Raw genomic sequence first — 23169 nt, forward strand, 5'->3', positions numbered from 1 at the left:
CGACAACGAACGGGAGATCTTCAAACAATCGAGCGATGATTGGTTGAAGGTAAACCGGCTATGGGCAATCGATAGGCAATGGAACGGCCTTTTTCGGCCGTTTTGCCTGATTGACATAGCCGGTTTTTTCTTTTTTCTCTCGAACGATGTGCAAGCAGATGAGGGGAGGAGATGGCAATGGGGAACGAATGGTTCGCATGGGGATGGCTGGCGGCGATTGCGGTCGTTTTCCTAAGTGCGATCGTGTGGCTGTTTCCGCGCGTGTCGGAACGATATGTGCATGTGCACGTTTGGCTGTTGCTGTTGCCGGGGGCGGCAGCGCTATTCGGATGGATCGGCGCCGGCGGCGCGGTCGACATCGGCCCATGGCGGTTTGATGCGACGAGCTGGCTGTCCGCCGTTTATATTTCGCTTCTCAGCTGGGCGATTCAACGGTTTGCGGTTCGCTATTTGCACGGCGACCGCCGCTATCGGCTGTATTTCTCGCTCTTGACATGGACGTCATTTGCCGCTTCGCTCACGTGGGCGGCCGGCGACTTGCGGTTGATCGCAGTGTGCTGGGGGCTGCCGCTTGTGGGGCTTGTGGCGTTGACCGCGTTGAAAAAAGAATGGGAGCCGGCTCAGTTCGTTGCCTGGCAGATGGGCATGCTGTTTTTGGCAAGTTGGATTGCTGTGGCCCTCACCGCTGTTTGGCTTGGGGCGAGAGTCGGTGAATGGACGCTCGTCTCGGCGTTGTCGGCGGAACGTTTAGCTCGTCTCGCTCTATGGGAAAGGGCGGTGATGAGCGGATTGCTCATGTTGGCTGCCGTCATTCCAGCTGGGCAATGGCCGTTTCATCGCTGGCTGATGGAATCAGCCGTGACGCCGACGCCGGTGTCAGCGGTGATGCATGCCGGTCTTGTCAACGCTGGGGGGCTCTTGCTTTGGCGCTTTTCTCCGCTCTTTAACGAAACGTGGGCGCATGTGGCGCTGTTTCTGATCGCTTTTGCCTCGATTTTGATTGGCACGGGCGTTAGCTTTGTTCATGTTGACTATAAGCGCCAGCTCGTCGGTTCGACGATGGCGCAAATGGGCGTCATGCTTGTGCAATGCGCCCTGGGCGCTTACGGGGCCGCAGTAGTGCATTTAGTGTTGCACGGGTTGTTTAAAGCGACGCTCTTTTTGCAGTCCGGGTCCGTCGTGCCGCGAGTCGGTCGGGCAGGATTACGAAAAACAGGCAGTTCGTGGCCGGGCGGCATCATCCTCGGCGTGCTGTTTGGGTGGGGCTTTTGGCAGGCGGCTCCGCACGAACCGGCCCGGTTGTTGAGCGCGCTTTTGCTTGCGGCCTCGGCAACGGTTGCCTGGGGACGGCTTACGGATTTTCGCGAAGGCCGTTGGCTGGGCTTTGCGGTTGTCGTTGCTTTGGCGTTGGCGTCCGAAACGGTGCGCCATCAATTTATGGCGCTGCTTCATAACGGGATGCCGTCCGCGTTTCTGCCGCCCGCTTCGTTCGAATGGCTTGTCTGCGCTCTGTTTGTTGCCGCGGCGCTGGTTGCTGTATGGATCGCGAACCGGCGCAGTTCCATGCTTGCCATTCAGCTGTACATGTGGCTTGTTCACCTTGGTGAACCGCGTCCGGCGGCGACCGAAGCACACCCGCGTTATTTGGCGTCCTATCTAAAGGAGGGGATGGCTCATGAGTAGAAGCGTCATATCACTTGAACGGTCAACGGAGGCAAAAAAAGCAGCCGCTTGTCCGCTCGAGGCGATCGTCAGCGAAGCGGCGAAGGTGATCGCTCCGCTTTGGCCGATTTCCGCGTTTATCGCCCGCCATCCGTGGATGGGGATGGAAAACAAGTCGTTTGTCGACGCGGCTGACCGACTGCAAGAAGCTTACGGCATCGACTTGTATCCGCCAATGGCCGTTTTTCATGCGGCGCTATCCAAAGGGGAGATTGACGTTTCCTTCATCGAGCGGCGTCTGCAACGATGGTTGGATGACGAGCCGCTTCCTGCGCCGCGCCATGAAGCGGAACGGCTATGCCGCGCCCTCCTTTGGAACGATGCGGTGCCCGAAGAAGCGCTTCAGATGCCGAAACTGATCGAGTTGGCCGCCGCTATGCCGCTGCGCTCTGTTTCCATCCGCACGCGGTCTGTGCGCCTTGGTTTGGAAAAGCGGTTGGATCAACAAATGATCAAATGGTGCAAGCTGTTTTACGATCGGGGAGAGGCGGTGTGGGCGCTGCCGCATCGTGAACACGGCTTTTACGGGTCTTGGCGTCGTTTGGCGCCTCTTGATCCGTCCTTGTCCAAGGAGGAGCGGAAACGGCTTTTCGATTGGCCTCACCATCCAGAGGAGGCGCTGCAACGGGCGCTTGAGCAGCTTGGGGTGCAGGATGAGGAAGCCGTGGCCTATTTAGAAGCGCATTTATTAGCTCTGCCCGGCTGGGCGGGGATGATGGTCTGGCAATCGCGCCGTGCAGGTGACGAAATCGGCGGGCTGATCAACTACTTGGCCGTTCGTTTGTCGCTGGAGTGGGTGTTCACAGCGCCCCATCTGCCGCTGAAGGAGGAAGAAAACGAAGACGATCGTGCGGTTGGGCCGCTGTTGGCCGCCTGGATCCACTGGGGCGGCATGACGCTGGACGACTGGCGGCGCCTTCCGCTCGAAGACCGCCAAGCTCGTCTGGTGTTCGCCGATCGGTTCTGGCGAATTGGCCGCCGCCATCTTTGGCTTGAGGCGTGGGAAGATACGTATGAAGCGAAGCTGAAAGAAGCGGTTCTCACCCGTCAACCTGAGGAGCCAAAAGAGCAGGCGGCAGCGCAGCTATTGTTTTGCATTGATGTGCGCTCCGAGCCGTTCCGCCGTCATGTAGAGGCGGTCGGCCCGTTTGAAACGTACGGTTGCGCTGGCTTTTTCGGCTTGCCGATCCAAACGCGCGTGCTTGACGGCGATGACGCCCATCCGTCTTGCCCGGCGATCGTCGCGCCGCGGCATGAAATCAACGAAACCGCTTCTCCCGAAACGGCGGCGCCGTACCGCCGGCGGCGCGATCTGTTCCGCTTTGTCGGCCGGACGTTTAAAAAAATCAAGCAGCATCTGCTGGCTGGTTTGCTGCTTCCGGAAATGAGCGGCCCTTGGCTTGGTTTGCATACGATCGCCCGCAGCGCAGCGCCGGCTTGGGCTGGGCAAGTCATTCATCAGGCGGAAATGTCGGCGCAACAAAAACCGAAGACGACGCTGTCGCTTGATTGCCAAGGGCATGACGAAACGACTGGGCTGCCGATCGGGTTGACAAAAGAAGAGCAAGTGCAATACGTAAAACAGCTTCTCGTGAACATCGGCCTGACGTCTTCATTTGCCCCGCTTGTCGTCGTCTGCGGCCATGAGAGCGAGACGACAAATAACCCGTATGCGTCCGCGCTCGATTGCGGGGCGTGCGGCGGCGCGGCTGGGGCGTTCAACGCCCGCGTATTCGCCGCGTTGGCCAACTTGCCGCACGTGCGGGATGGATTGGCGAAAGAGGGAATCGTCATCCCGGATGAGACAGTGTTCGTCGCCGCTGAACATATCACGACCGTTGACGAGTTGCGTTGGGTGGAAGTGCCGCCGTTGTCCGAAGCGGCTGAGGCGGCGTTTCGACAGCTGAAACAGGCGCTTGCCGGCGTCAGCCGCCAAGCCAATGCTGAGCGGATGGCGAAGCTGCCGCATGTCGGCGCCATGCCGCGCGATCCGGTTGCCGAAGCCCGACGCCGCGCCGTCGACTGGAGTGAAATTCGTCCGGAGTGGGGATTGGCGGGGAACGCCGCTTTCCTGATTGGGCGGCGGGCGTTGACAAAGGGCGTTCATTTAGACGGCCGGGTGTTTTTGCACAGCTACGATTGGCGCGAAGATCCGACCGGTGAGGCGCTGGCCGGCATCATCGCTGGGCCGGCCACGGTTGGGCAGTGGATCAACTTGCAATATTATGCTTCGACAGTGGCACCGAATTACTATGGAAGCGGCGACAAAACGACCCAGACGGTGACCGGCGGCATCGGCGTCATGCAAGGGAACGGAAGCGACTTGCTAGCCGGCTTGCCGTGGCAGTCCGTCGCCGCATCTGACCGTGAGTGGTTCCACTCTCCGCTTCGGTTGCTCGTCATCATTGAAGCGCCGTTTTCCTATATCGAGCGGTTGCTCGATGAAAACAGCGAATTTCGGCGCAAAGTCCAAAACGGCTGGCTCCGTCTCGCCTCGATTGACCCAGACAGCGGGGCGTGGGTGAACTGGGAGGCAGGCCGTCTTGCGTCGGTACAGCAGCGCTAAAAAGCAACGATATGCCGCTTGCCGGGTTTGTCTGGCCGGCGGCTTTTTTTCGTTGACTGCCAAATGAGGCAGGGAAAATGGATGCACGCCGCGAAATAAGATAGCAGCTGGTATAACAGCAACAGGAAAGACGAGGAAAGAGGGAAAGCGGATGAAAACGCAGTTTATCGCCGGTCATGCGCGGCTGCCGGCCGGAATGGCGGCGAAAAGCCTTTACGATACGCTGACGATCACAGCGGAAATTGATAAAAAATACGGGGTGATCGTGGAGGCATCATGCACACTGGCTACTGAACATGGGCGCGATTACGTGGCCCGCCTGCTTCGCGGCCATTCGCTGCGCGATGGCATCGACGGTCTGCTCGCCGAGCTTGACGAAGGGTATTTAGGGAAAGCCCATTCTGCTCTGTGCGCGGCGCTAAAAGATTTGTACAAACAATATTGCAAAATGGAGGAGAAAGAGCCATAAGCCGCTGCCCCTCATCGGTTGATGGGGGGCAGCGGCGTTTTGGTGCGGGTCAGCGGCTTGGCCGCCCATGATTTCGTTGGTGATTCAGTTTTCAGCCGGCCGCCATGCCGGCAGCGTTTTGCGCAGCGGTTTGTCTTGGCGGTAACCGAGCACATATTCGGCCTGCATGATCGTATGAATTTCCCGTGTTCCTTCGTAAATGACCGGCGCTTTCGAGTTGCGCAAGTAGCGCTCGACCGGGTATTCGTTCGAATAGCCGTAGGCGCCATGGATTTGCACGGCATCGTCGGCCGCCTGGTTCGCGTAGTCGCAGGCGATCCATTTGGCGAGCGATGTTTCTCTCGTGCAACGCCGGCCTTCGTTTTTGAGAAAGCCGACTTTGTAAACGAGCAGGCGGCTGATTTGCAAACCAGCTTCCATGCGGGCGATCATTTGCTGGACGAGCTGATGGCGGCCGATTTCTTTGCCGAATGTTTTTCGTTCGTGGCAGTATTTCACGCTCGCCTCAAGACATGCCATAATGAGGCCGACCGCGCCGGCGGCGACGGTGAAGCGGCCGTTGTCAAGCGCTGACATGGCGATTTTGAATCCTTCGCCTTCTTCCCCGAGCAAGTTTTCTTTCGGGACGCGGACGTTGTCAAAAAACAGCTCGCCCGTATTGCCAGAGCGGATGCCAAGTTTCCCTTTAATCGGGCGCGACGAAAAGCCGGGCATCGTCCGTTCGACGATAAAGGCGGAAATGCCGCGGTGCTTTTTCGATTTGTCCGTATAGGCGAATACGAGAAAATGGTCAGCGATGTCAGCGAGGGAAATCCATGTTTTTTGTCCGTTTAAAATGTAGTCATCTCCGTCGCGGACGGCTGTCGTCTGGATGGAAGCGACGTCTGAGCCGGCATTCGGTTCGGTCAGGCCGAATGCGCCGATTTTTTCCCCGCGCGCTTGTGGGACGAGATATTTTTGCTTTTGTTCTTCAGTTCCCCACTGAAGGAGCGTCAAACTGTTCAGCCCGGTGTGAACCGATACGGCGGTGCGAAACGCCGTATCGCCGCGTTCGAGCTCTTCGCAGACGATGGCAAGCGAGTTGTAATCCATGCCCATGCCGCCATATTTTTCGGGAATGCAGATGCCCATTAAATTGAGCTCAGCGAGCCGCTTGAAAATGTTGCGGTCAAATTCGCCGCGCTCATCCCATTCTTTGATATAAGGCATAATTTCTTTATCGACGAATTTGCGCACCGTTTGCCGCAGCATTTCTTGTTCGGGTGTAAAGTCGAAGTTCATCATCGTTTCCATCCCCCTATGCAACTGTTTGTTTTTCATGGTTTTCGTGTCAACGTTCGTTTCCCTTGTTTCAGCGGGCGCTGAAGCGGTTGAGGAGAACAACGGTTTATTCATTGGTTTTTGTCGTACGGACCGTTTTCAGCGGCCGGTTTGCCTTGCCATCCAGCTTCGACCTCGCGGTTATGCTCGCCGGCCAGCGGGGGCGGCAGCCGATAAGACACCGGCGTGTCAGACAGTTTCAGTGGGCTGGCGACAAGCGTTAACGGACCGACGATTGGATGGTGCACCGTGACTGTCATCTTGCGCGCCGCCGTTTGCGGATGGCGGAACAGTTCATCGAGCGTCTGCACCGGTCCGCATGGAATGCCTTTCTCGGCGAGAAGGCGCTGCCACTCGGCCCGCGTCCGCCGCTTGATTTCCTCGTTCAGCCGCCGGTTTAGCTCTTCGCGATGGGCGACTCGGCCGGGATTGGTTTGAAAGCGCGGATCGGTTCCAAGCGAGTGATCGGACAACAACGAGCAAAGCGCTTGAAATTGTCGGTCATTGCCGACGGCGATGACGATCGGACCGTCGCTTGCCATGTACGTTGAGTATGGCACGATGTTCGGGTGTTCATTGCCGAGCGGCTTCGGGACGTCGCCGGATAACAAATAATTGGCGGCGACATTGACAAGCGCACTCACGGCGCAGTCAAACAGTGCGAGATCAATTTTTTGCCCGCGCCCCGTTTTCTCGCGGGCCAAAAGCGCCGCTTCGATCGCGATGGCGGCATACAGGCCGGTGAACACATCCGTGACGGCGACGCCGACTTTGAGCGGGCCGGTGTCCGCAGTGCCGTTAATGCTCATCCAGCCGCTCATTGCCTGAATGATATAGTCGTAGCCGGCTAATGGAGCGAGTGGTCCTGTCTCGCCAAACCCGGTGATGGAGCAGTAGATGAGACGTGGGTTGAGGCGTGACAACGATTCATAGCCAAGTTCCCACTGTTCCATCGTTCCGGTCTTAAAATTGTGAATGAGGACATCAGCTGTTTCGGCGAGGCGGCGAATCGTCTCTTGTCCTTCTGCCGATTTTAAATTGACGGTGATGCTTCGTTTGTTTCGATTGACGGCGGTATAGTAAGCGCTCATGCCGTTTTGGAACGGCGGCCCCCAAAACCGGGTGTCATCCGACCCCCCGGGCGCTTCGACTTTGATGACATCAGCGCCTAAATCGCCTAAAATCATCGTCGCATACGGACCAGCCAACACGCGCGACAAGTCGAGCACGCGCACGCCATCGAGCGCTCCTGGCATCGATTTCCCTCCTTTCTGTTTACATGCAAAAAGCCGGTTCCTATACAGCGTGCAAGATAGGAACCGGCTTGAACGGACTGAGAAGGCATTCCGGCGCGGAGATGCCGTCAGGCCGTACAGTTCTTTTTGTGGTCGATGCATAAAAGCTGCCAACGCTGCCTGTCAGGCAACGGGGCTATCGGACAGATGGCAGGGGCCGTCCGGTCTGCACAAGCGGCCAAGCTGGCAGGAGACGGCTTATACGTTTATTATAGTGATTTGTTTGATAATTGTAAATAGTCGAACAAGAAATTCGCCAGCGAAAGCCGGCTGGCGAGGAGAAGATGCACGTAGCCGCGTGAATAGCTCTTCGATACAAATGAATGAAAAGAAATCGATCGCGCGGTCGGACAATTTGGCATGAAAAGAGCGCAACATTCACCTAAATTTCTATATAATTGTAGAGAAAGGGGAATCGATGACGCAAAAAAGGAAGTGATGGTGCGTGTTCCATGTGTTAGTGACGACAGACGCCAATTATCTTCCGCCGCTGAGAGTCTTGATGCATTCGCTGTTTTGCAACAACCGGCGCCCGTTTACGTTTTACTTGCTTTACTCGCGCATTGCCGAGGAAGAGATTCAGGCGCTTGGCGAGTTTGTTCGCCGGCAGGGGCATGAGCTCGTGCCGATTTACGTTGATCCGCAACTGTTTCATGATGCGCCTGTTTTCCGCCACTATACGGTGGAGATGTATTACCGTCTGGCGGCGCATTTGTTTTTGCCGCCAGACGTCGACCGTGTCTTGTACCTTGATCCGGATATTGTGGCGATCAACCCGATGGATGAGCTGTATGACATGGATTTCGAAGGGAACTTGTTCATTGCGGCTGAGCATACCCATTCGACGAAGGTGGCAAACTTGTTCAACAAGTTGCGGTTAAAAACGCCGAACGCGAAAGGGTATTTCAACACGGGTGTGATGATGATGAACATTGCGATGATGCGCGAACACGTTCGGCTTGCGGACATTTACCAGTTCATTCGCGACAACCGGTTCAAGCTTGTTCTTCCTGACCAAGACGTGTTAAATGGGTTGTACTGGGACAAAATTAAACCGGTCGACTGCTACCGCTACAACTACGACGCGCGCTATTATGACTTTTTGCAGCTTTTGCCCAACCCGAAACACGATTTAGCTTGGATTGAGGAAAACACCGTTTTTATCCATTATTGCGGCAAGGAAAAACCGTGGAAAGACAATTACAAAGGGGAGTTGGGGCGGTTTTACAAACGGTACAGCCAAGTGTTGGAGCTCGAGGGCGAGGCGACGGTGTAGCGCGGCTTGAGAGACGCGTTTCACAAAGAAAGTCTCTCACTCCAAGCAAAGCGAAGTGGAAGCGGTTCACAGGAAAAAGGCGCCCCATCAAAGCGGGCGCCATGTTCGATTACTGTTTGCGCTCTTGCCGGCGGATGCCAGCAGCGGCCGCGCGCGCCTGCGCCTCGAGGTCTTCATGGTCGGCAAATTCCGCCGAATATTCGACGTCAATGCCGTCAGATTTCAATTGTTTGGGAACCTGCGGCAAAGTTGCCTTGTTTTTGTCGCGCGTCCGTTGTCCGCGAGATCGGCCCATCGTCCATGCCCCCTATAAAGAAGTGTGAATCGTACGATTCATTCATTAGCATGGCATGGACGGCGCCGCCATATAAATAGCAATCATTTCTAATGGCGCGCTTTTTTGGCAGTGTAACCGCCCGCTTGGTCCGCCATTTTAAAATCGCGGGCATAGCTTACTTCTTGGGCGCTTGTCAACGTATGCTTCACTTTTTCACGTTTTCGTTTTTCCGCCATCGCTCGTTCCCTCGCTTTGCATCAATATTCCTTTAGTTCCATTTTGCGCAAAACCAGCCGTTTTTATGCGTAAAAAAGAGGATGTCCGTTTGGACAGCCTCTTTTTGCATCAGATGCGCTCTTGCGCGGCTTATGCCTCTTTGCGCTGTTCTTCATTGTGGGCAAAGGAAGGATGGCGCATTGTATAGAGCGTGTAGTTGTCTTTTGTAATTTCGTACAAATTGTATACATCCGCGCCGATTTGCTCGAGCAGCGCCCGCCGCGTTTCATTGGCCGGCGTGACGTACGGCAGTTTTTCCGCCGCTTTGATCGAGCGCACATTGACTTTGCGGATGCGCAAAAACACCGTTTCGATGGAAAGCTCATAAAACAGTTCGTGGAAAAACGCTTCCTTGGCGCGCTGATTGTAGCCGCGCCCGTGGTACGGTTTGCCAAGCCACGTTCCTAAAAAGCCGGCGCCGTCTTGAATGTCAAAGAGGCTGATCGTGCCGATCGGGTTTCCCCATTCGTCCAAAATCGTGCGCGAAATGAGCTCGCCTCGTTCTTCCGCCTCGATGAGCTGTTTCGTCATGAACAAAAACTCCTCATACGAGCCGGCTTTTTGGCGCACAAAAGGGAAGACATCCGGGTGCACCATCAGCTCGTACAGCGCATGACAGTCTTGCAGCTCGCGTTTTTTCAACATGGCCAATCCCTCCTTTGGATGCCGAGGGCAGCCTCCCAGCGGGAACCCACCCTCGAAATTTTTTTATTAAAACTTCATTAAAAAAATTTCGGGGTGGGAATCGAACCCACTAGGACCAGCGCGAGCGCTGGTGACGCACCATTTGCCTTCCCCTTGTTCCTGTCCGTATGCGATTATGACGACAACTAGCCTAAGGTCTCCTTTATCATACACGATCGGAAGAAAAAAGGGAATTGTTTTTTTGTTAATTTTTTTTGGATATTTTTTGTCGGTCATGGGGCAAAAGCAAATCGGTGAGACAGCCTTCCAACGTTGGAAACGAAAAGCGGAAGCCGTCTTGCAATAGCTTCTCTGGAATGACGCGTTGCCCTTCGGTGACAAGCATGCTCATTTCGCCAAGGAGAAGGCGAAGCGCCCAAGCGGGAACCGGAAGCCAATGCGGGCGGTGAAGAAGCCGGGCGGCGGTCAGTCCAAATTCTTCCATTTGTACTGGATGGGGCGCGGTGAAATTGATGGGGCCGGACAATTCCTCGTGTTCGATGATGTACGAGACCGCGCGCACGACGTCTTCAAGATGAATCCACGACAGCCATTGCCGTCCGCTGCCGATTGGGCCGCCGACAAACAGCAGATACGGCTTGATCATCATCGGCAAGGCGCCGCCATGTCGGGCAAACACGACGCCAAAGCGAGCGTAGACGGTGCGGATGCCAAGCTGCTCAATCGGACGGGCCGATGCTTCCCATGCTTGGACGGTCTGGGCTAGAAAGTCGCCGCCGTAATCGGTCGTTTGCTCGGTAAATGTTGCGGAGTCCGAAGTGCCGTAAATGCCGATGGCGCTGGCGTTGATAAACAACGACGGGGGGCGGGACAGTGAATCGATGCAGCGGCCCATCGCTTCGGTGGCGCGAAGGCGGCTGTCAAGGATGATCTCTTTTTGCTTCGCCGTCCAACGTTTTCGATTGAGCGGCTCCCCGGCTAAATTAATGGCGACATCGACAGCTTCAGGCTTTCGGTGGTTGTCGAAGGAAAGGTAATGAATGTTGCCTTCGGAAGGTTTGGGAGAGCGGGTGAAAATGTAGATCTCATGTCCTTGTTTGGAAAAATGGCGGGCGAGCGCCTGGCCGATCAGCCCAGTGCCGCCGTTGATGGCGATGCGCATCTTGATTCCCCTTCCATTGGTTTATTTTATGACTTCGCTTTTGGTGTCAGAAGTTCCTGCTTATGATACGATAAAAGATAAGGGGGACAAACAATGGGAACGATTGCCGACATTGCCGCAACCGAACAAAATGCTGAACGATTTTGGATTGTCGTGCACCGTGACGGCGCACCGTCGTTGAGATTGACAGTTGATCAAGATGTATTGCTTCAATTCCGCTTGAAAAAAGGGATGGAGATCAGCGACGACCTGCTTCAACATATTGTGTATGCCGATGAGGTGAAAAAGGCGTATCAACAGGCGCTTTACTTTTTGGCGCACCGGATGCGTTCGGAGCATGAGGTCGCCGCACACTTGCGAAAAAAAGGCGCTCCGGATTCGGTGATTGATGAAGTGCTCAAAAAACTTCGCGCCGAGCGGTATGTCGATGACGAGGCGTTTGCCGCCGCTTATGTGCGCACGCAAAAAAAGACGGCGGCGAAAGGGCCGCTTCTTGTGCGCGCCGAACTGGAACGGCTCGGCGTTCCCGACCGCTTGATCGAGCAGAGTTTGGCGGAGTATACGTTGGATGAACAGATGGCCATCGCCCGCTCGCTTTACGAAAAAGCGAAAAAACAGCGCCGGGATGAATCGGCTCGCGCGTTTTTGGAACGGGTGCGGCAGCAGCTGATGCGCAAAGGATTTCCGCATGAGGTGATTGCCGCCGTTTTGGCGGATGGCGGCACTCATACTGAACAAGAAGAACGGGAGGCGCTCAGTGTTCAGGCGGAGAAAGCGCACCGCCGTTATGCGCACCACCCGCGGCCGCTTTATGAGCAAAAGATGCGCCAAGCCCTGTACCGAAAAGGATTCGCACTTGACTTGATCAATGAATGGCTGCGCATGCACGGTAATGACGAGTGATCTCGAATGAAAGGATTTGAAAAAATGGGATATATTATCAGTTTTGTTGTTAAATGTTGATCACAAAATCGTTCCAGTTCCATAAATCAAGAGATGTTCTGAGCCTTTTGCCGAGTTCCATGTGGATGAAAACGATCCATCGGGAATGCTCAAAAAGGAGGCTTGCCTATGATCAAAGGAGAACAAAAACGGTACAGCGAAATGACGAAAGAAGAACTGCAACAAGAAATCGCCATGTTGACGGAAAAGGCACGCAAGGCGGAGCAGATGGGGATGGTGAACGAATACGCCGTCTACGAGCGGAAAATCGCCATGGCGAAGGCGTATATGCTTAATCCAGCTGATTTTCATCCTGGGGAGATTTATGAAATTGAAGGGGCGCCTGGAGAGTATTTTAAAGTGCGCTATTTAAAAGGAGTGTTTGCCTGGGGATGGCGGTTGAAAGGAAACGGAGAGGAGGAGGCGCTGCCGATTTCACTGCTTCGTAAACCGAATTTGCCTCAATCATGACGGGCGGGACAAGTTCACAGTCGGACGGAAAGCGAGCCTAAAAACCTAGGGAGGGTGTCTCCCTAGGTTGTTCCGCTACGACTGCTTGCGCGTCTGCCGCTCTAAAATGATGAGGTCAAGCGTTTGCTGCGTTTCGCCGTTCACTTGCGAGTGGGCGTGTTTTGGATTGGCCCACGGCTGCTGAAACGGGTTCGAATAAAAGTTGTCATAAAATTTTTTGTGCCGATGGTGACCCATGATTGTTCACCTCGCTGCGGAATGTGCCGGGGGAGTGCGGCGAACGATGCCGCGCTCCCCCTTCATGTTAAAAGAAATCGCTTCGTTCGCCGGAGGCGCGCATCCGTTCTTGCGGGTGGGTGTTGGTCGTGCCGTCGGCCCGCTTCGAGGCGTACTCGGCCTTGGCGCGCGGTTCGCCTTCGAGCTTGTTGTTGTTTTGGTTCGGGAAGTTGTGCGCTTTGTTCCGCACGGCACATTCCCTCCTTAACGGCGTGCTCGTGTTGGATGGCCAACACGTATTTTTATTATGGGACACCCTGTAGCGCTTATGTGTGGCAATGATTGGGGCGGAGCCCATCAGCCGTTTGGAGCAAGTTCGAGCTTTTTGCGCAGTTTGCCTTCGCTGAAAATCCAGCCGGTGTATGAGCTGACAATATTGAGATCGCGGTCGAGCTGGACGACAGCGACAAACGGGTAATACCCTTTGCTTCGATAGCGTAAATCAGTAAAGCGCACTTCGTAGTAATCATCGTATTCGTTCATTTCCCAACGGTAAACCGGGGAAAAAGATAAGAAAGCGGCGATATTTTCGTCGCGTTTGGCGGCGTTCATCACCGGATGGTCGGGAAGCGCACGCTTTTGGAAGCGGTCAAGGATGATGAGCTCGCCGCGTTTGACGCGGGCGACGTAAAATTTGTCGCAGGTTGAAATGGCTAAATGCCATTCGCGCGGCCGCCATGTCGGTACGGTGATGATCTCGGTCACCCCGGCGATCGAGGCGTGCACGAGCCGTTTGATGTTGGCCTGCTGGCGGAAGCGAAGCCCATAATACGCAGCGATAAGCACGTAGACGACAAGAAACGTATAACCGGGATGGGCGCCGAGAAACAAGCCGCCGACGCCGACCAAATGAAGCCCAAAAATGACCGGATCAAACGTATGAATCACGCCAAGGGCGATCCATTTTTTTGTAAACGGACGCAACGCCTGGGTTCCGTAAGAGTTAAAAATGTCAACAAATACGTGCAAGGCGACGGCAACAAACGTCCAAAGCCAAACGCGAAGCCAATCCGTTTTCGGATAGATGGCAGCCATCACGCTGACGATGAGCAACGGCCAAAGAACGACGGCGGGAATCGAATGGGTGATGCCGCGATGGTTGCGAATATATTGGGCGTTGTTGCGCAATTTGAAAATCGTGTCGATATCCGGCGCTTGCGAGCCAGCGAGCGCGCCGATCAACACAGCGTGGGATAAGAGCGGATCATGGGCGATCGCAGGGTCAAGTGAAGCAAGACTGCCGAGCGCCACCCCCATCAAAACATGTGTGCCTGTATCCAACGTGAAGGCGCCTCCTTCTTGCAGCATCGTTGCATGTTCGGATGGAAACTGTCTGTTGTCTCTCGGCCGGAGCACATCTTTCTTTTTCATGCAACTATTAGTATGCCCCACCTTGTGTTCAGCCAATAACCGTTTGAGGCATTGGCCGAAAGGAGGCGAGAGACAAACAAGGTTATGGCTAGTGTATCATAGAGCGACAATCGTTGGCGAGAGGCGGAACGACCAATTTCACAACGATTCAAAAAAGGAAACGATTGATAGACAGTGGAGTGAGAAAAAGAAACAGGAAGCAAGCCGTTCGTCAGACGAAAAGGGAAGCGCTTCAACCAAAAACGAAAAGCGCCCCGCATGAGGCGGGACGTTTTGTTGATCATCTCGGACCGAGAAGCTCCCCACTTCAACGTCTATATAGGTGTAAGTGGGGAGCATTCCATGCTGATGGAAGATCGGTTCACCATCCGTTCTTTTGGCGGCTCATTGGTCAACTGTCCTTTTCTCTGCAAGCCGATCGATTAGCCGTCATTTCTGAACCGTTTGCCGATCGCTTTGAGAGCGGACAGGAAAAAGCGGATCGCGCGGTTGATGTCCGGGTCATTGAGCGCTTTAAGCAAATCAAACAACCCGATTTTTTTTGTTTCGGCGGAGTTTTGTTCGTACGCCTCCAGCGCGCCGGCGGCGATGTGCTCAAGCAGTTTCGCCGTTTTCTCCGGATCAAGTGAAGCAACAAGGCCAGCTATGGCGAACGCATGGTTGATCATCGTTGTCACCGGTTTTTGGTTGAGCTGGCCGACGACGATTTTCGCCACGTCTTCCCGCGCTTTTAACAAGGCGTTGGCCGCTTCGAGCAGGCCGCTTTCATGGAGCTGCTCGATGAACGCCAAGAGCTCGCGAACTGCCTCTTCACTGTCGCCGACAGCGGCTTTTAGCTTGGCCAGCGCTTCAGTTCGTTTTTCTTCCTCCGTCATTTGGCGCTTTTGAATGGTGGTAATCGGCTTAGCCACCGATCGTCACCCCCTTGTTTTCCTCGGTGAGCGGCACGTAGTCGCTTCGCCGCCACTTCCGCTCCACCTCGACGCCGTTTTGCGGATGCCGCTTTTTAAAGCGCGGATTTGTGCACGGCAGCGGCGTCTTGCCGGACCGTTCAATGACTTCCATGCGCACTCGGGCTTGTTTGTAAGCCGGCGTGTTCGTGCGATGGTCGGTTTGCGGGCCGGTCAGCATGTTAATGGCGCTCTCATTGGCTGTGGAGTGCATCGGCAAGAACAGTTCATTGCCTCTGACTCGATCGGTGACGAGCACGCGCACTTTGACGCGGCCGTACGGCGAGATGAGCCGAACGAGCGCCCCATCTTCAATGCCGCGTTCTTTGGCGAGTTCAGGGGATACTTCGACAAACACTTCTGGGAATTTATGCTCGATGCCTTTGGATTTGTACGTCAAGTTTCCTTCATGGAAATGTTCGAGCAATCGGCCGTTGTTCACAAGCAAATCGTACTCTTCCGGATATTGCACCGGTTCGACCCAATCGGCTAACGCAAAGCGGGCTTTGCCGTCCGGGAAGTTGAACCGCTCTTTGTACAACAGCGGCGTGTCAGCCCCGTCATGGCTGCCCCAGCATAAGCTGTTCCAGCCCTCGAGCCGGTCGTAATGCGCTTGTGAGTACAGTGGGGCGAGGCTGGCGATTTCATCCATGATTTCTTTCGGGCCAGCGTAATTCCAATCGGCGCCAAGCCGCTTCGCGATTTCTTGAATGATCCACCAGTCTGGCTTGGAGTCGCCAAGAGGCTCCAGCGCTTGGTAAAACCGTTGGATGCGGCGCTCGGTATTCGTGAAAGTTCCTTCCTTTTCCAAACTTGGCGCTGCTGGCAAGATGACATCAGCAAATTGCGCTGTTTTTGACAAGAAAATGTCTTGAACGACAACAAAGTCAAGCTTCGCCAACGTCTCTTGCACATGGTTGGCGTTGCAGTCGACGAGCGCCATATCTTCGCCGACGATATACATCGCTTTCAGCTCGCCCCGTTCGGCTGCTTCAAGCATTTGAATGTTGTCAAGGCCTGGTTTCGCATCGATGCGGACGCCGTACGCTTGTTCAAACTTCGCTCGTGCCTCATCATCGGTGACATGTTGGTAGCCAGGCAGCCAGGCAGGAAGCGAACCCATATCGCAGGCGCCTTGAACGTTGTTATGGCCGCGCAGCGGGAATGCGCCGGCGCCCGGACGCCCGTAGTTGCCGGTGGCAAGAAGCAAGTTTGAGATCGCCGCTGACGTGTCGCTGCCGCCCGTGTTTTGCGTGACCCCCATGCCCCAGAGGACGCACGTGCCGTCTGCTTCGTGGATCATCTCGGCGATGCGGATGAGATCGGCTTTGGCGATGCCGGTCACTTGTTCAGCATAGTCGAGCGTATATTTTTCGAGCAATTGTTTAAACTCTTCAAAGAAATGGACGCGCTCGCGAATGAATGCTTCATCATGCCAGCCTTGGTCGATGATGTATTTTGTCACCGCCATGAGCCACACTTGGTCGGTTCCTTGTTTCGGGCGGATGAACAAATCGGCGCGCTCCGCCATTTCGTTGCGGCGCAAGTCGGCGACGATCAGTTTTTGCCCGAATAGTTTATGCGCCCGTTTGACGCGGGTAGCGAGCACCGGATGCCCCTCAGCTGGATTGGCACCGATGATGATGACAAGCCCCGCGGTGGCGATGTCGTGAATCGTGCCGGAGTCGCCGCCCATGCCGACCGTGCGGAACAGGCCGTCCGTCGCCGGCGACTGGCAGTAGCGCGAACAGTTGTCGACATTGTTCGTTTCAAATACTTGCCGTGCCAACTTTTGCATTAAATAGTTTTCTTCATTGGAAATTTTCGATGATGAAATAAAGCCGATGGCGTTGCCGCCGTATTGCTGTTTGATCGCGCCGAGTTTTTCCGCGACCAAAGAGAGCGCTTCATCCCATGTCGATTCGACGAAGACGTCGCCTTTGCGGATGAGCGGTTTCGTCAGCCGTTCTTCACTGTTGACGAAATCCCAGCCGAATTTCCCTTTGACGCACGTCGAAATGGCGTTAACTGGTGCTTCGGAAACAGGCTGGATTTTTAAAATTTTCCGCCCTTTCGTCCACACTTCAAACGAACAGCCGACGCCGCAGAACGTGCAAACCGTTTTCGTCTTTTTGATCCGTTGTTCGCGCATGGCGGCCTCGATTTCAGAAATGGCGAAAATACTCGTATAGTTTGGCTCGACTTCCTTGACAAAATCGATCATCGGGTTGAGGACGTCTTTGTCCAAGCCGGTGAGAAAGCCCGCTTCGCCAAGCATCGATTTTTCCATTAACGCGTTGCACGGACAGACGGTGACGCAATGCCCGCAGCTGACGCACGACGATTCGTTGATCGGCACCCCACCGTCCCAAACGACGCGCGGCCGTTCCGCTTCCCAATCGATCGAAAGCGTTTCGTTCACTTGCAAGTTTTGGCAGGCTTCGACGCATTGCCCGCAGGCGATGCATTGATTCGGGTCGTAGCGGTAGAACGGATGCGACATGTCCACCTCGGACGGGTCGACTTTCGGCCGGTACGGATATGTTTGATGTTCAATTTGCATCATTTCCGCCGTGTTGTGCAGCTTGCAGTTGCCGTTGTTGTTGTCGCACACCGTACAGTACAAGAGATGATTTTCCAACAGGCGGTCCATCGCTTCTTTTTGCGCTGCCTTTGCCCGCGGCGAGCCGAGTTCGACGACCATGCCGTCCTCAACCGGCGTCGCACAGGCGCGAAGCAGCGTTCCGTTGACTTCAGCGATGCACGTGTCGCATGTCTGAATGGCGCCAAGCTCCGGCGTATAACAAACTTGCGGATGCGGAAGACCGTGTTCATTGACGACTTCCAAAATCGTCATCCCGGGCTTGGCGCGGTAGGCACGCCCGTTGATGGTTACCGTCACCATTTGCGCTTCCATCGTCGCTCCCCCTTTGTCAAAATAAAAAACTCCACCAGCGACGAGACGAATGCTTCATCGTGGGTGGAGTAGTTCTTTAGCATAACGATACTAAACAACCAATCCAAACTTTTTATATTTAGTAGAAAAATAACAAGGCCGCTTCTTGCCTTATTATTTTTCCACTATGTATACATTTGCTATAGTTTATTATAGTACGGCAAAACGAAGAACACAACGGATGGGCTGGAACTTTTTCTGGTGGCTTTCGGAAAGGGGGAAGAAAAATGTCCAAAAAAGAAGCCGCTTTCAACGATATTGTGCGCAAAGTGCGCAAACAGCTGTTTGGCAAAGGGCCGGAGCGGATTAAAACGTATTTTGTCGACAACTTGGCGATTACGATTTTGCATGGCAATTTGACGCCGACAGAAAAATTTATCGCCCGCACGCCGGAAGGCCGAGAGATGGTGCATGCAGCGAGAACGAAAATGATCCAAGACGTGTACGCCCAACATGTGCCGGACGGCATGGAAGAGCTCATCGGTTCGAAGCTTCTTTATTTGTTCAGCGACATTAAAGTGGAAGAAGATATGGCCGTATCGGTGTTCGTGTTTGAAAAACCGATTGAATTGTGACGATTTTGTGAACAGAAACAATTGTTTTTCGTTACTGTTCGTGGTATGCTTATGAATAGTTAGCACGATGAAAATAGTAGAAGCCTTGCCGGCTAAACGGTTTCGCCGCTTGGCAGGCAGGTTTCGGAAACGGATGTGCGTTGGTTTCGCTGCAGAAGTGCTGGGCGCAAACTACCGCCGCTTTTCGCTGACAGGGGCGAGTTTGTCCTCTTGTCCGGAAGGCGGCGGTTTTATTTTGCATGGAAAGGGGGAATGGCAAGGTGAGCGGGTTTGCGGCGAAATGGCGACCGATTGCGAAATACCGGAACGGGCGCTTTGTTGAGGAAGAGGACGAGATCGCGCTCGAGTTTCCGTTGACCATAACGGTCAATGGCGAGGAGTTTGCGACGATCGTTTGCACGCCGGCGCATCTAGATGAATTGGTAATCGGATTTTTGGCTTCGGAAGGAGCCATTCGGACGTGCAGCGACATCAAAGGGATGACCATTGATGGTGAGCGGGGCTTTGCTTATGTCGAACTCGCCGCAGGCGGACTGCCGGCCAAACAGTTTTATGCCAAGCGGTTCATCGGCTCGTGCTGCGGAAAAAGCCGGCAATTTTATTTTTACAATGACATGAAGACGGCGAAAACGATCGTCGGCGGCATCACGGTGAAGGCGGATGACTGCATTCGCCTCATGAAAGCGCTGCACGAGCGGTCGACGGACTTTGCGGCGACGGGCGGTCTTCACAACGCCGCGCTCGCCACACCGGATGAGATGGTCGTGATTCGTTCTGACATCGGGCGTCACAACGCGCTCGATAAGCTGTATGGCTATTGCCTGCGTCATCAAGTTGCGATGAAAGACAAGCTCATTGTATTCAGCGGCCGCGTTTCATCGGAAGTGCTGTTAAAGGCGGCGAAAATGGGAGTGAGCGTCCTGCTCTCAAAATCGGCGCCGACGACGCTGGCCTTGGATTTGGCGGATGAACTCGGCATAACCGTCGTTGGCTTTTTGCGCGGGCAGGCGTTTAACGTGTATACGCATGAGAGTCGGATCATCATCGGGTAAAAGGGGAGGAGAGGCTGTGAAAAACCGTTGGCTCATTGCGTTATCGGCTGTCGGCATTCATATTTCGATTGGGTCTGTTTATGCGTGGAGCAATTTTACCAATCCATTAAAACAATTGTTTGGATGGTCGGACCAGGAAGTGGCGCTCACGTTCAGCATTGCGATCTTGTTTTTAGGATTGTCGGCTGCGTTCCTTGGCCATTTTGTTGAAAAGCACGGACCGCGGAAATCCGGACTATTGGCCGCCATCTTCTTTGGCCTCGGGGTGACTGGTTCTGGATTAGCTGTTGCTCTCGGTTCCAAGTATCTGCTTTATCTGTTTTATGGCGTTTTAGGTGGGATCGGGCTCGGCGTCGGGTATATTGCGCCAGTGTCAACGCTTGTCAAATGGTTTCCAGACCGGCGCGGGTTGGCTACAGGGCTGGCGATTATGGGATTCGGTTTTGCCGCAGCGATCGCGAGTCCGGTGATGAACAGTTTGATTGCCTCCGTCGGCGTCCAAAATACGTTTTTCATTTTAGGCATTACGTATTTTGTCATTATGACGTTATCTTCTCTTTATTTAGAAAAACCGCCAGAAGGATGGCTGCCGGAAGGATTTCAGGAAAAAGTGAAGGCCGGAAAAGCCAAACCTTCGCTTGATTTGGCGCAGTTGACGGCCAATGAGGCGGTTAAAACAAGACGTTTTTGGTATTTATGGTTCATGTTGTTTATTAACGTGACGTGCGGCATTGCCGTTTTAGCGGTGGCCAAACCGTTGGCGGTGGAAAGCATCGGCATCAGCCAAACGGCCGCGGCGGCATTAGTTGGCGCCATTGGGGTGTTTAACGGGTTAGGGCGCATCGGTTGGGCATCGGCTTCTGATTATATTGGGCGACCGAATACGTATACGACGTTTTTCGTTTTGCAAATCTTGATTTTCTTCCTGTTGCCGAACGTGTCCATCAAATGGCTGTTTGTTGTGATGCTGACGATTGTGTATACGTGCTACGGCGGCGGATTCGCCTGTATCCCGGCGTATATCGGCGATTTGTTCGGCACGAAGCAGCTTGGCGCCATCCATGGTTATATTTTGACCGCTTGGGCCGCGGCTGGTCTCGTCGGACCGATGTTTGCTGCGTATATTAAAGACACGACCGGTTCTTATGAAGGAAGTTTGGCCTTTTTTGGCGGATTGTTTGTCATCGCTTTCATCATCTCGTTGCTCGTGCGCATCGATATTCGCCGATTGCGCGCCCAGCATGAACAAATCGCCTATGTTTCGGCGGCTAAGGAAAGTTGAGAACGATTTCCTTCCGTCTTCCCTCGGCGTGCGGCAAGCCACGCCGGGGGTTTTTTGATATAATAAGGTGGATATGGATCATAGGCATCATGGGGGAAACGTTGAATGACAAGAGAAACAGAGCGATTTCCAGCGCGCGAGTTTCAGCGCGATTTGCTTGACTGGTTCGCCCGCGAGCGCCGCGACCTGCCGTGGCGGAAAGGCCGCGACCCATATAAAGTATGGGTGTCGGAAGTGATGCTGCAGCAAACGCGCGTCGAGACGGTCATTCCGTATTTTGAACAGTTTATCGATCGGTTTCCGACGCTGGAGGCGCTTGCTGACGCTGATGAGGACGAGGTGCTGAAGGCGTGGGAAGGGCTCGGCTATTACTCGCGCGTGCGCAATTTGCACGCGGCGGTGAAAGAAGTGAAAACGCGCTATGGCGGCAAAGTGCCGGACGATCCAGATGAATTTTCTAGGCTGAAAGGAGTCGGACCGTATACGGTCGGGGCGGTGTTGAGCCTCGCTTATGGTGTCCCGGAGCCGGCTGTTGACGGCAACGTAATGCGTGTCTTGTCGCGTCTGTTTCTCGTGACAGACGATATTGCCAAACCGTCGACGAGAAAACGATTTGAACAAATCGTCCGCGAAATTATGGCGTACGAAAACCCGGGAGCGTTTAACGAGGCGCTGATTGAGCTTGGCGCTCTTGTTTGCACACCGCGCCGCCCGTCGTGCCTTCTTTGTCCGGTGCAAGTCTACTGCCAAGCGTTCGCCGAAGGGGTGGCGGAAGAGCTGCCGGTGAAAACGAAAAAAACAGCGGTCAAACAAGTGCCGCTCGCAGTAGCGGTGCTGGCCGATGATGAAGGCCGCGTTCTCATTCGCAAGCGCGACAACACCGGTTTGCTTGCGAATTTATGGGAGTTCCCCAGCTGCGAAACGGACGGTGCAGATGGAAAAGAGAAGCTCGAGCAAATGGTTGGGGAGCAATACGGTTTGCAAGTAGAGCTTACAGAACCGATCGTTTCGTTTGAGCATGCGTTTTCCCATTTAGTCTGGCAGTTGACCGTGTTTCCCGGCCGCCTGATCAGCAGCGAGTCCACCAAGGAGCCTTTTCGGCTTGTGTCTGAAGATGAGCTCGAAGCGTACGCCTTTCCGGTGTCCCATCAACGTGTTTGGCGCGAATATAAAGAATGGGCGGGCGGAGTACGCCGCCCCGATTAATCAGGCACCGGCATCGTGCCGTGTGTATACGTTGCTTCACGGCGCCCAAGGCCGCCGCGCGCTTCGATTTCCTCGATGATTTCACGGTGAATCGTCTGCCCTTCGACGTTTAAATATGGAGCGATTTGTTGGAACGAATGATGAAAATAAGCGAGTTCGTCATCGGTCCATTCCGTTTTCGGAATCATCGACAGCTCAGTCATATCGCGGCCGACGTACATAGGCAGCCCCTCCCTCATCTATGGAATTCGGCTATATTATATGTATAAGGAGTGAAAAACATGAGCGGAAAAGTAGCAGTGGTCACCGGCAGCAGCCGCGGCATTGGCAAAGCGATCGCCTTGCGGCTGGCCAAGGAAGGATACGATATCGTGGTCAACTACGCCCGCAGCAAAACAGCTGCCGAAGAAACGGCGCGCGAAATTGAAGCGCTCGGGAGAAAAGCGCTCGTCGTCAAAGCGAACGTCGGCGACGTTGAGAAAATTCACGCCATGTTTGCCCAAATCGATGAGGTGTTCGGGCGGGTCGACGTGCTCGTGAACAACGCCGCATCCGGCGTCTTGCGCCCGGCGATGGAATTGGAAGAAACGCATTGGAACTGGACGATGAACATCAACAGCAAAGCGCTTTTGTTTTGCGCCCAGGAAGCGGCCAAAAGAATGGAGCAAGTCGGCGGCGGGAAAATTGTGAGCATCAGCTCGCTCGGGTCGATCCGCTATTTGGAAAACTATACGGCGGTCGGCGTCTCGAAGGCCGCGCTTGAAGCGCTGACCCGCTACTTGGCTGTCGAGCTGGCGCCGAAAAACATCGCCGTCAACGCCGTCTCCGGCGGGGCGGTCGATACCGATGCGCTGAAGCACTTCCCGAACCGTGAAGAGCTGCTCGCCGACGCGGCTGCGAACACGCCGGCTGGCCGCCCGGTCAAACCCGATGATATCGTCAACGCGGTTTTGTTTTTGCTCTCGGATGCAGCCGAGATGATTCGCGGGCAGACGATCATTGTCGATGGTGGAAGATCTTTACTTTTGTAACGTCAGCGGATAGAACGATCACCCCCGGGGCATAGTAAAGCACGTGGAG

Annotated in this window: 24 protein-coding genes; 12 read left to right on the forward strand and 12 right to left on the reverse strand. The window is 54.5% G+C overall.

What is annotated here, in order from left to right; all coding sequences use genetic code 11:
- Positions 1-177 precede the first annotated feature (177 nt).
- From ACVBDQ_RS07220 to ACVBDQ_RS07230, 3 genes are all read left to right on the forward strand, one after another.
- Entirely contained in the window at positions 178-1683 is a 1506-nt protein-coding gene (locus ACVBDQ_RS07220; protein ID WP_110107425.1) for an NADH dehydrogenase subunit 5, read from the forward strand.
- Positions 1676-4288, forward strand: a complete 2613-nt coding sequence (locus ACVBDQ_RS07225) for a DUF2309 domain-containing protein (protein WP_047757543.1) — start codon at positions 1676-1678, stop codon at positions 4286-4288. The genes ACVBDQ_RS07220 and ACVBDQ_RS07225 overlap by 8 nt, the downstream gene beginning before the upstream one ends.
- A 151-nt stretch (positions 4289-4439) precedes the next feature.
- On the forward strand, positions 4440-4757 hold the full coding sequence (locus ACVBDQ_RS07230; RefSeq protein ID WP_011229948.1) for a DUF3870 domain-containing protein: 318 nt from the start codon (positions 4440-4442) through the stop codon (positions 4755-4757).
- A gap of 84 nt (positions 4758-4841) precedes the next feature.
- On the opposite strand, the gene ACVBDQ_RS07235 is transcribed toward ACVBDQ_RS07230, so the two are convergent.
- Both ACVBDQ_RS07235 and ACVBDQ_RS07240 read right to left on the reverse strand, forming a co-directional pair.
- Positions 4842-6041 (reverse strand): acyl-CoA dehydrogenase family protein, encoded by a 1200-nt coding sequence (locus ACVBDQ_RS07235; RefSeq protein WP_047757544.1) that lies wholly within the window; start codon positions 6039-6041, stop codon positions 4842-4844.
- A 107-nt stretch (positions 6042-6148) separates the two neighbouring features.
- Complete coding sequence (locus tag ACVBDQ_RS07240) at positions 6149-7333, reverse strand: CaiB/BaiF CoA transferase family protein (protein ID WP_047757545.1); 1185 nt, start codon at positions 7331-7333, stop codon at positions 6149-6151.
- A 484-nt stretch (positions 7334-7817) separates the two neighbouring features.
- On the opposite strand from ACVBDQ_RS07240, the gene ACVBDQ_RS07245 reads away from it, so the two are divergent.
- Positions 7818-8648, forward strand: coding sequence for a glycosyltransferase family 8 protein (locus ACVBDQ_RS07245; protein ID WP_011229951.1), 831 nt, complete (start codon positions 7818-7820; stop codon positions 8646-8648).
- 109 nt (positions 8649-8757) lie between these two features.
- Here ACVBDQ_RS07245 and ACVBDQ_RS07250 read toward each other — a convergent pair whose 3' ends face one another.
- From ACVBDQ_RS07250 to ACVBDQ_RS07265, 4 genes are all read right to left on the reverse strand, one after another.
- On the reverse strand, positions 8758-8943 hold the full coding sequence (locus ACVBDQ_RS07250) for a YfhD family protein (RefSeq protein ID WP_011229952.1): 186 nt from the start codon (positions 8941-8943) through the stop codon (positions 8758-8760).
- Between the two features lie 89 nt (positions 8944-9032).
- Positions 9033-9161 carry a YfhE family protein gene (locus tag ACVBDQ_RS07255; RefSeq protein WP_078172606.1) on the reverse strand — a complete coding sequence of 43 codons (129 nt, stop codon included), beginning with the start codon at positions 9159-9161 and terminating at the stop codon, positions 9033-9035.
- 130 nt (positions 9162-9291) lie between these two features.
- Positions 9292-9846 carry a GNAT family N-acetyltransferase gene (locus ACVBDQ_RS07260; RefSeq protein WP_047757546.1) on the reverse strand — a complete coding sequence of 185 codons (555 nt, stop codon included), beginning with the start codon at positions 9844-9846 and terminating at the stop codon, positions 9292-9294.
- Between the two features lie 244 nt (positions 9847-10090).
- Positions 10091-11008 carry a TIGR01777 family oxidoreductase gene (locus ACVBDQ_RS07265; RefSeq protein WP_014194913.1) on the reverse strand — a complete coding sequence of 306 codons (918 nt, stop codon included), beginning with the start codon at positions 11006-11008 and terminating at the stop codon, positions 10091-10093.
- A gap of 93 nt (positions 11009-11101) precedes the next feature.
- Here ACVBDQ_RS07265 and recX point away from each other — a divergent pair, with 93 nt between their 5' ends.
- Both recX and ACVBDQ_RS07275 read left to right on the forward strand, forming a co-directional pair.
- Positions 11102-11911: a recombination regulator RecX gene (gene recX / locus ACVBDQ_RS07270; protein ID WP_011229956.1), complete on the forward strand. Its 810-nt coding sequence runs from the start codon at positions 11102-11104 to the stop codon at positions 11909-11911.
- Positions 11912-12079: 168 nt separating this feature from the next.
- Positions 12080-12421, forward strand: a complete 342-nt coding sequence (locus tag ACVBDQ_RS07275) for a YfhH family protein (RefSeq protein WP_011229957.1) — start codon at positions 12080-12082, stop codon at positions 12419-12421.
- Positions 12422-12496: 75 nt separating this feature from the next.
- Here the strand turns inward: ACVBDQ_RS07275 and ACVBDQ_RS07280 are convergent, their stop codons facing one another.
- The 5 genes from ACVBDQ_RS07280 to fdhF form a co-directional block, all read right to left on the reverse strand.
- Positions 12497-12658 carry a YpzG family protein gene (locus ACVBDQ_RS07280; RefSeq protein ID WP_011229958.1) on the reverse strand — a complete coding sequence of 54 codons (162 nt, stop codon included), beginning with the start codon at positions 12656-12658 and terminating at the stop codon, positions 12497-12499.
- Positions 12659-12725: 67 nt separating this feature from the next.
- The gene (locus ACVBDQ_RS07285) at positions 12726-12887 is read right to left on the reverse strand and encodes a small, acid-soluble spore protein K (RefSeq protein ID WP_011229959.1); all 162 of its coding nucleotides are present in this window, start codon (positions 12885-12887) and stop codon (positions 12726-12728) included.
- A gap of 107 nt (positions 12888-12994) precedes the next feature.
- The gene (locus ACVBDQ_RS07290; RefSeq protein ID WP_011229960.1) at positions 12995-13978 is read right to left on the reverse strand and encodes a metal-dependent hydrolase; all 984 of its coding nucleotides are present in this window, start codon (positions 13976-13978) and stop codon (positions 12995-12997) included.
- Between the two features lie 512 nt (positions 13979-14490).
- A complete protein-coding gene (locus ACVBDQ_RS07295; RefSeq protein WP_011229962.1) occupies positions 14491-14979 on the reverse strand; it encodes a DUF1641 domain-containing protein in 489 nt (162 codons plus the stop codon).
- Positions 14972-17935: a formate dehydrogenase subunit alpha gene (fdhF, locus tag ACVBDQ_RS07300; protein ID WP_446663123.1), complete on the reverse strand. Its 2964-nt coding sequence runs from the start codon at positions 17933-17935 to the stop codon at positions 14972-14974. Before fdhF ends, ACVBDQ_RS07295 begins: the two co-directional genes overlap by 8 nt.
- A gap of 266 nt (positions 17936-18201) precedes the next feature.
- On the opposite strand from fdhF, the gene ACVBDQ_RS07305 reads away from it, so the two are divergent.
- The 5 genes from ACVBDQ_RS07305 to mutY all read left to right on the forward strand — a co-directional run bounded on the left by ACVBDQ_RS07305 (position 18202) and on the right by mutY (position 22089).
- Positions 18202-18549, forward strand: coding sequence for a DUF2294 domain-containing protein (locus ACVBDQ_RS07305; RefSeq protein ID WP_011229964.1), 348 nt, complete (start codon positions 18202-18204; stop codon positions 18547-18549).
- Positions 18550-18616: 67 nt separating this feature from the next.
- Positions 18617-18871, forward strand: coding sequence for a hypothetical protein (locus ACVBDQ_RS07310; RefSeq protein WP_169740295.1), 255 nt, complete (start codon positions 18617-18619; stop codon positions 18869-18871).
- Positions 18810-19601, forward strand: coding sequence for a formate dehydrogenase accessory sulfurtransferase FdhD (gene fdhD, locus ACVBDQ_RS07315; RefSeq protein ID WP_033024728.1), 792 nt, complete (start codon positions 18810-18812; stop codon positions 19599-19601). Before ACVBDQ_RS07310 ends, fdhD begins: the two co-directional genes overlap by 62 nt.
- A 16-nt stretch (positions 19602-19617) precedes the next feature.
- Positions 19618-20883 carry an L-lactate MFS transporter gene (locus tag ACVBDQ_RS07320; protein WP_014194917.1) on the forward strand — a complete coding sequence of 422 codons (1266 nt, stop codon included), beginning with the start codon at positions 19618-19620 and terminating at the stop codon, positions 20881-20883.
- A gap of 105 nt (positions 20884-20988) precedes the next feature.
- Positions 20989-22089: an A/G-specific adenine glycosylase gene (gene mutY / locus ACVBDQ_RS07325; RefSeq protein WP_020279373.1), complete on the forward strand. Its 1101-nt coding sequence runs from the start codon at positions 20989-20991 to the stop codon at positions 22087-22089.
- On the opposite strand, the gene ACVBDQ_RS07330 is transcribed toward mutY, so the two are convergent.
- Positions 22086-22310: a hypothetical protein gene (locus ACVBDQ_RS07330; RefSeq protein WP_011229968.1), complete on the reverse strand. Its 225-nt coding sequence runs from the start codon at positions 22308-22310 to the stop codon at positions 22086-22088. The genes mutY and ACVBDQ_RS07330 overlap by 4 nt on opposite strands.
- 60 nt (positions 22311-22370) lie before the next feature.
- Here ACVBDQ_RS07330 and fabL point away from each other — a divergent pair, with 60 nt between their 5' ends.
- On the forward strand, positions 22371-23120 hold the full coding sequence (gene fabL / locus ACVBDQ_RS07335) for an enoyl-[acyl-carrier-protein] reductase FabL (RefSeq protein ID WP_011229969.1): 750 nt from the start codon (positions 22371-22373) through the stop codon (positions 23118-23120).
- Positions 23121-23169: the final 49 nt, after the last annotated feature.

This window comes from Geobacillus sp. CCR (assembly GCF_052906625.1).

Bases quoted from the DNA above. Each gene is read 5' to 3' on its own strand.
- ACVBDQ_RS07255 (WP_078172606.1), bottom strand. From the start codon at position 9,161: ATGGCGGAAAAACGAAAACGTGAAAAAGTGAAGCATACGTTGACAAGC.
- ACVBDQ_RS07240 (WP_047757545.1), bottom strand. From the start codon at position 7,333: ATGCCAGGAGCGCTCGATGGCGTGCGCGTGCTCGACTTGTCGCGCGTG.
- ACVBDQ_RS07275 (WP_011229957.1), top strand. From the start codon at position 12,080: ATGATCAAAGGAGAACAAAAACGGTACAGCGAAATGACGAAAGAAGAA.
- ACVBDQ_RS07250 (WP_011229952.1), bottom strand. From the start codon at position 8,943: ATGGGCCGATCTCGCGGACAACGGACGCGCGACAAAAACAAGGCAACT.
- mutY (WP_020279373.1), top strand. From the start codon at position 20,989: ATGACAAGAGAAACAGAGCGATTTCCAGCGCGCGAGTTTCAGCGCGAT.
- ACVBDQ_RS07265 (WP_014194913.1), bottom strand. From the start codon at position 11,008: ATGCGCATCGCCATCAACGGCGGCACTGGGCTGATCGGCCAGGCGCTC.
- ACVBDQ_RS07235 (WP_047757544.1), bottom strand. From the start codon at position 6,041: ATGATGAACTTCGACTTTACACCCGAACAAGAAATGCTGCGGCAAACG.
- ACVBDQ_RS07280 (WP_011229958.1), bottom strand. From the start codon at position 12,658: ATGGGTCACCATCGGCACAAAAAATTTTATGACAACTTTTATTCGAAC.
- ACVBDQ_RS07260 (WP_047757546.1), bottom strand. From the start codon at position 9,846: ATGTTGAAAAAACGCGAGCTGCAAGACTGTCATGCGCTGTACGAGCTG.
- recX (WP_011229956.1), top strand. From the start codon at position 11,102: ATGGGAACGATTGCCGACATTGCCGCAACCGAACAAAATGCTGAACGA.
- ACVBDQ_RS07330 (WP_011229968.1), bottom strand. From the start codon at position 22,310: ATGTACGTCGGCCGCGATATGACTGAGCTGTCGATGATTCCGAAAACG.
- ACVBDQ_RS07230 (WP_011229948.1), top strand. From the start codon at position 4,440: ATGAAAACGCAGTTTATCGCCGGTCATGCGCGGCTGCCGGCCGGAATG.
- fabL (WP_011229969.1), top strand. From the start codon at position 22,371: ATGAGCGGAAAAGTAGCAGTGGTCACCGGCAGCAGCCGCGGCATTGGC.
- ACVBDQ_RS07305 (WP_011229964.1), top strand. From the start codon at position 18,202: ATGTCCAAAAAAGAAGCCGCTTTCAACGATATTGTGCGCAAAGTGCGC.
- fdhF (WP_446663123.1), bottom strand. From the start codon at position 17,935: ATGGAAGCGCAAATGGTGACGGTAACCATCAACGGGCGTGCCTACCGC.
- ACVBDQ_RS07220 (WP_110107425.1), top strand. From the start codon at position 178: ATGGGGAACGAATGGTTCGCATGGGGATGGCTGGCGGCGATTGCGGTC.
- ACVBDQ_RS07310 (WP_169740295.1), top strand. From the start codon at position 18,617: ATGAAAATAGTAGAAGCCTTGCCGGCTAAACGGTTTCGCCGCTTGGCA.
- ACVBDQ_RS07225 (WP_047757543.1), top strand. From the start codon at position 1,676: ATGAGTAGAAGCGTCATATCACTTGAACGGTCAACGGAGGCAAAAAAA.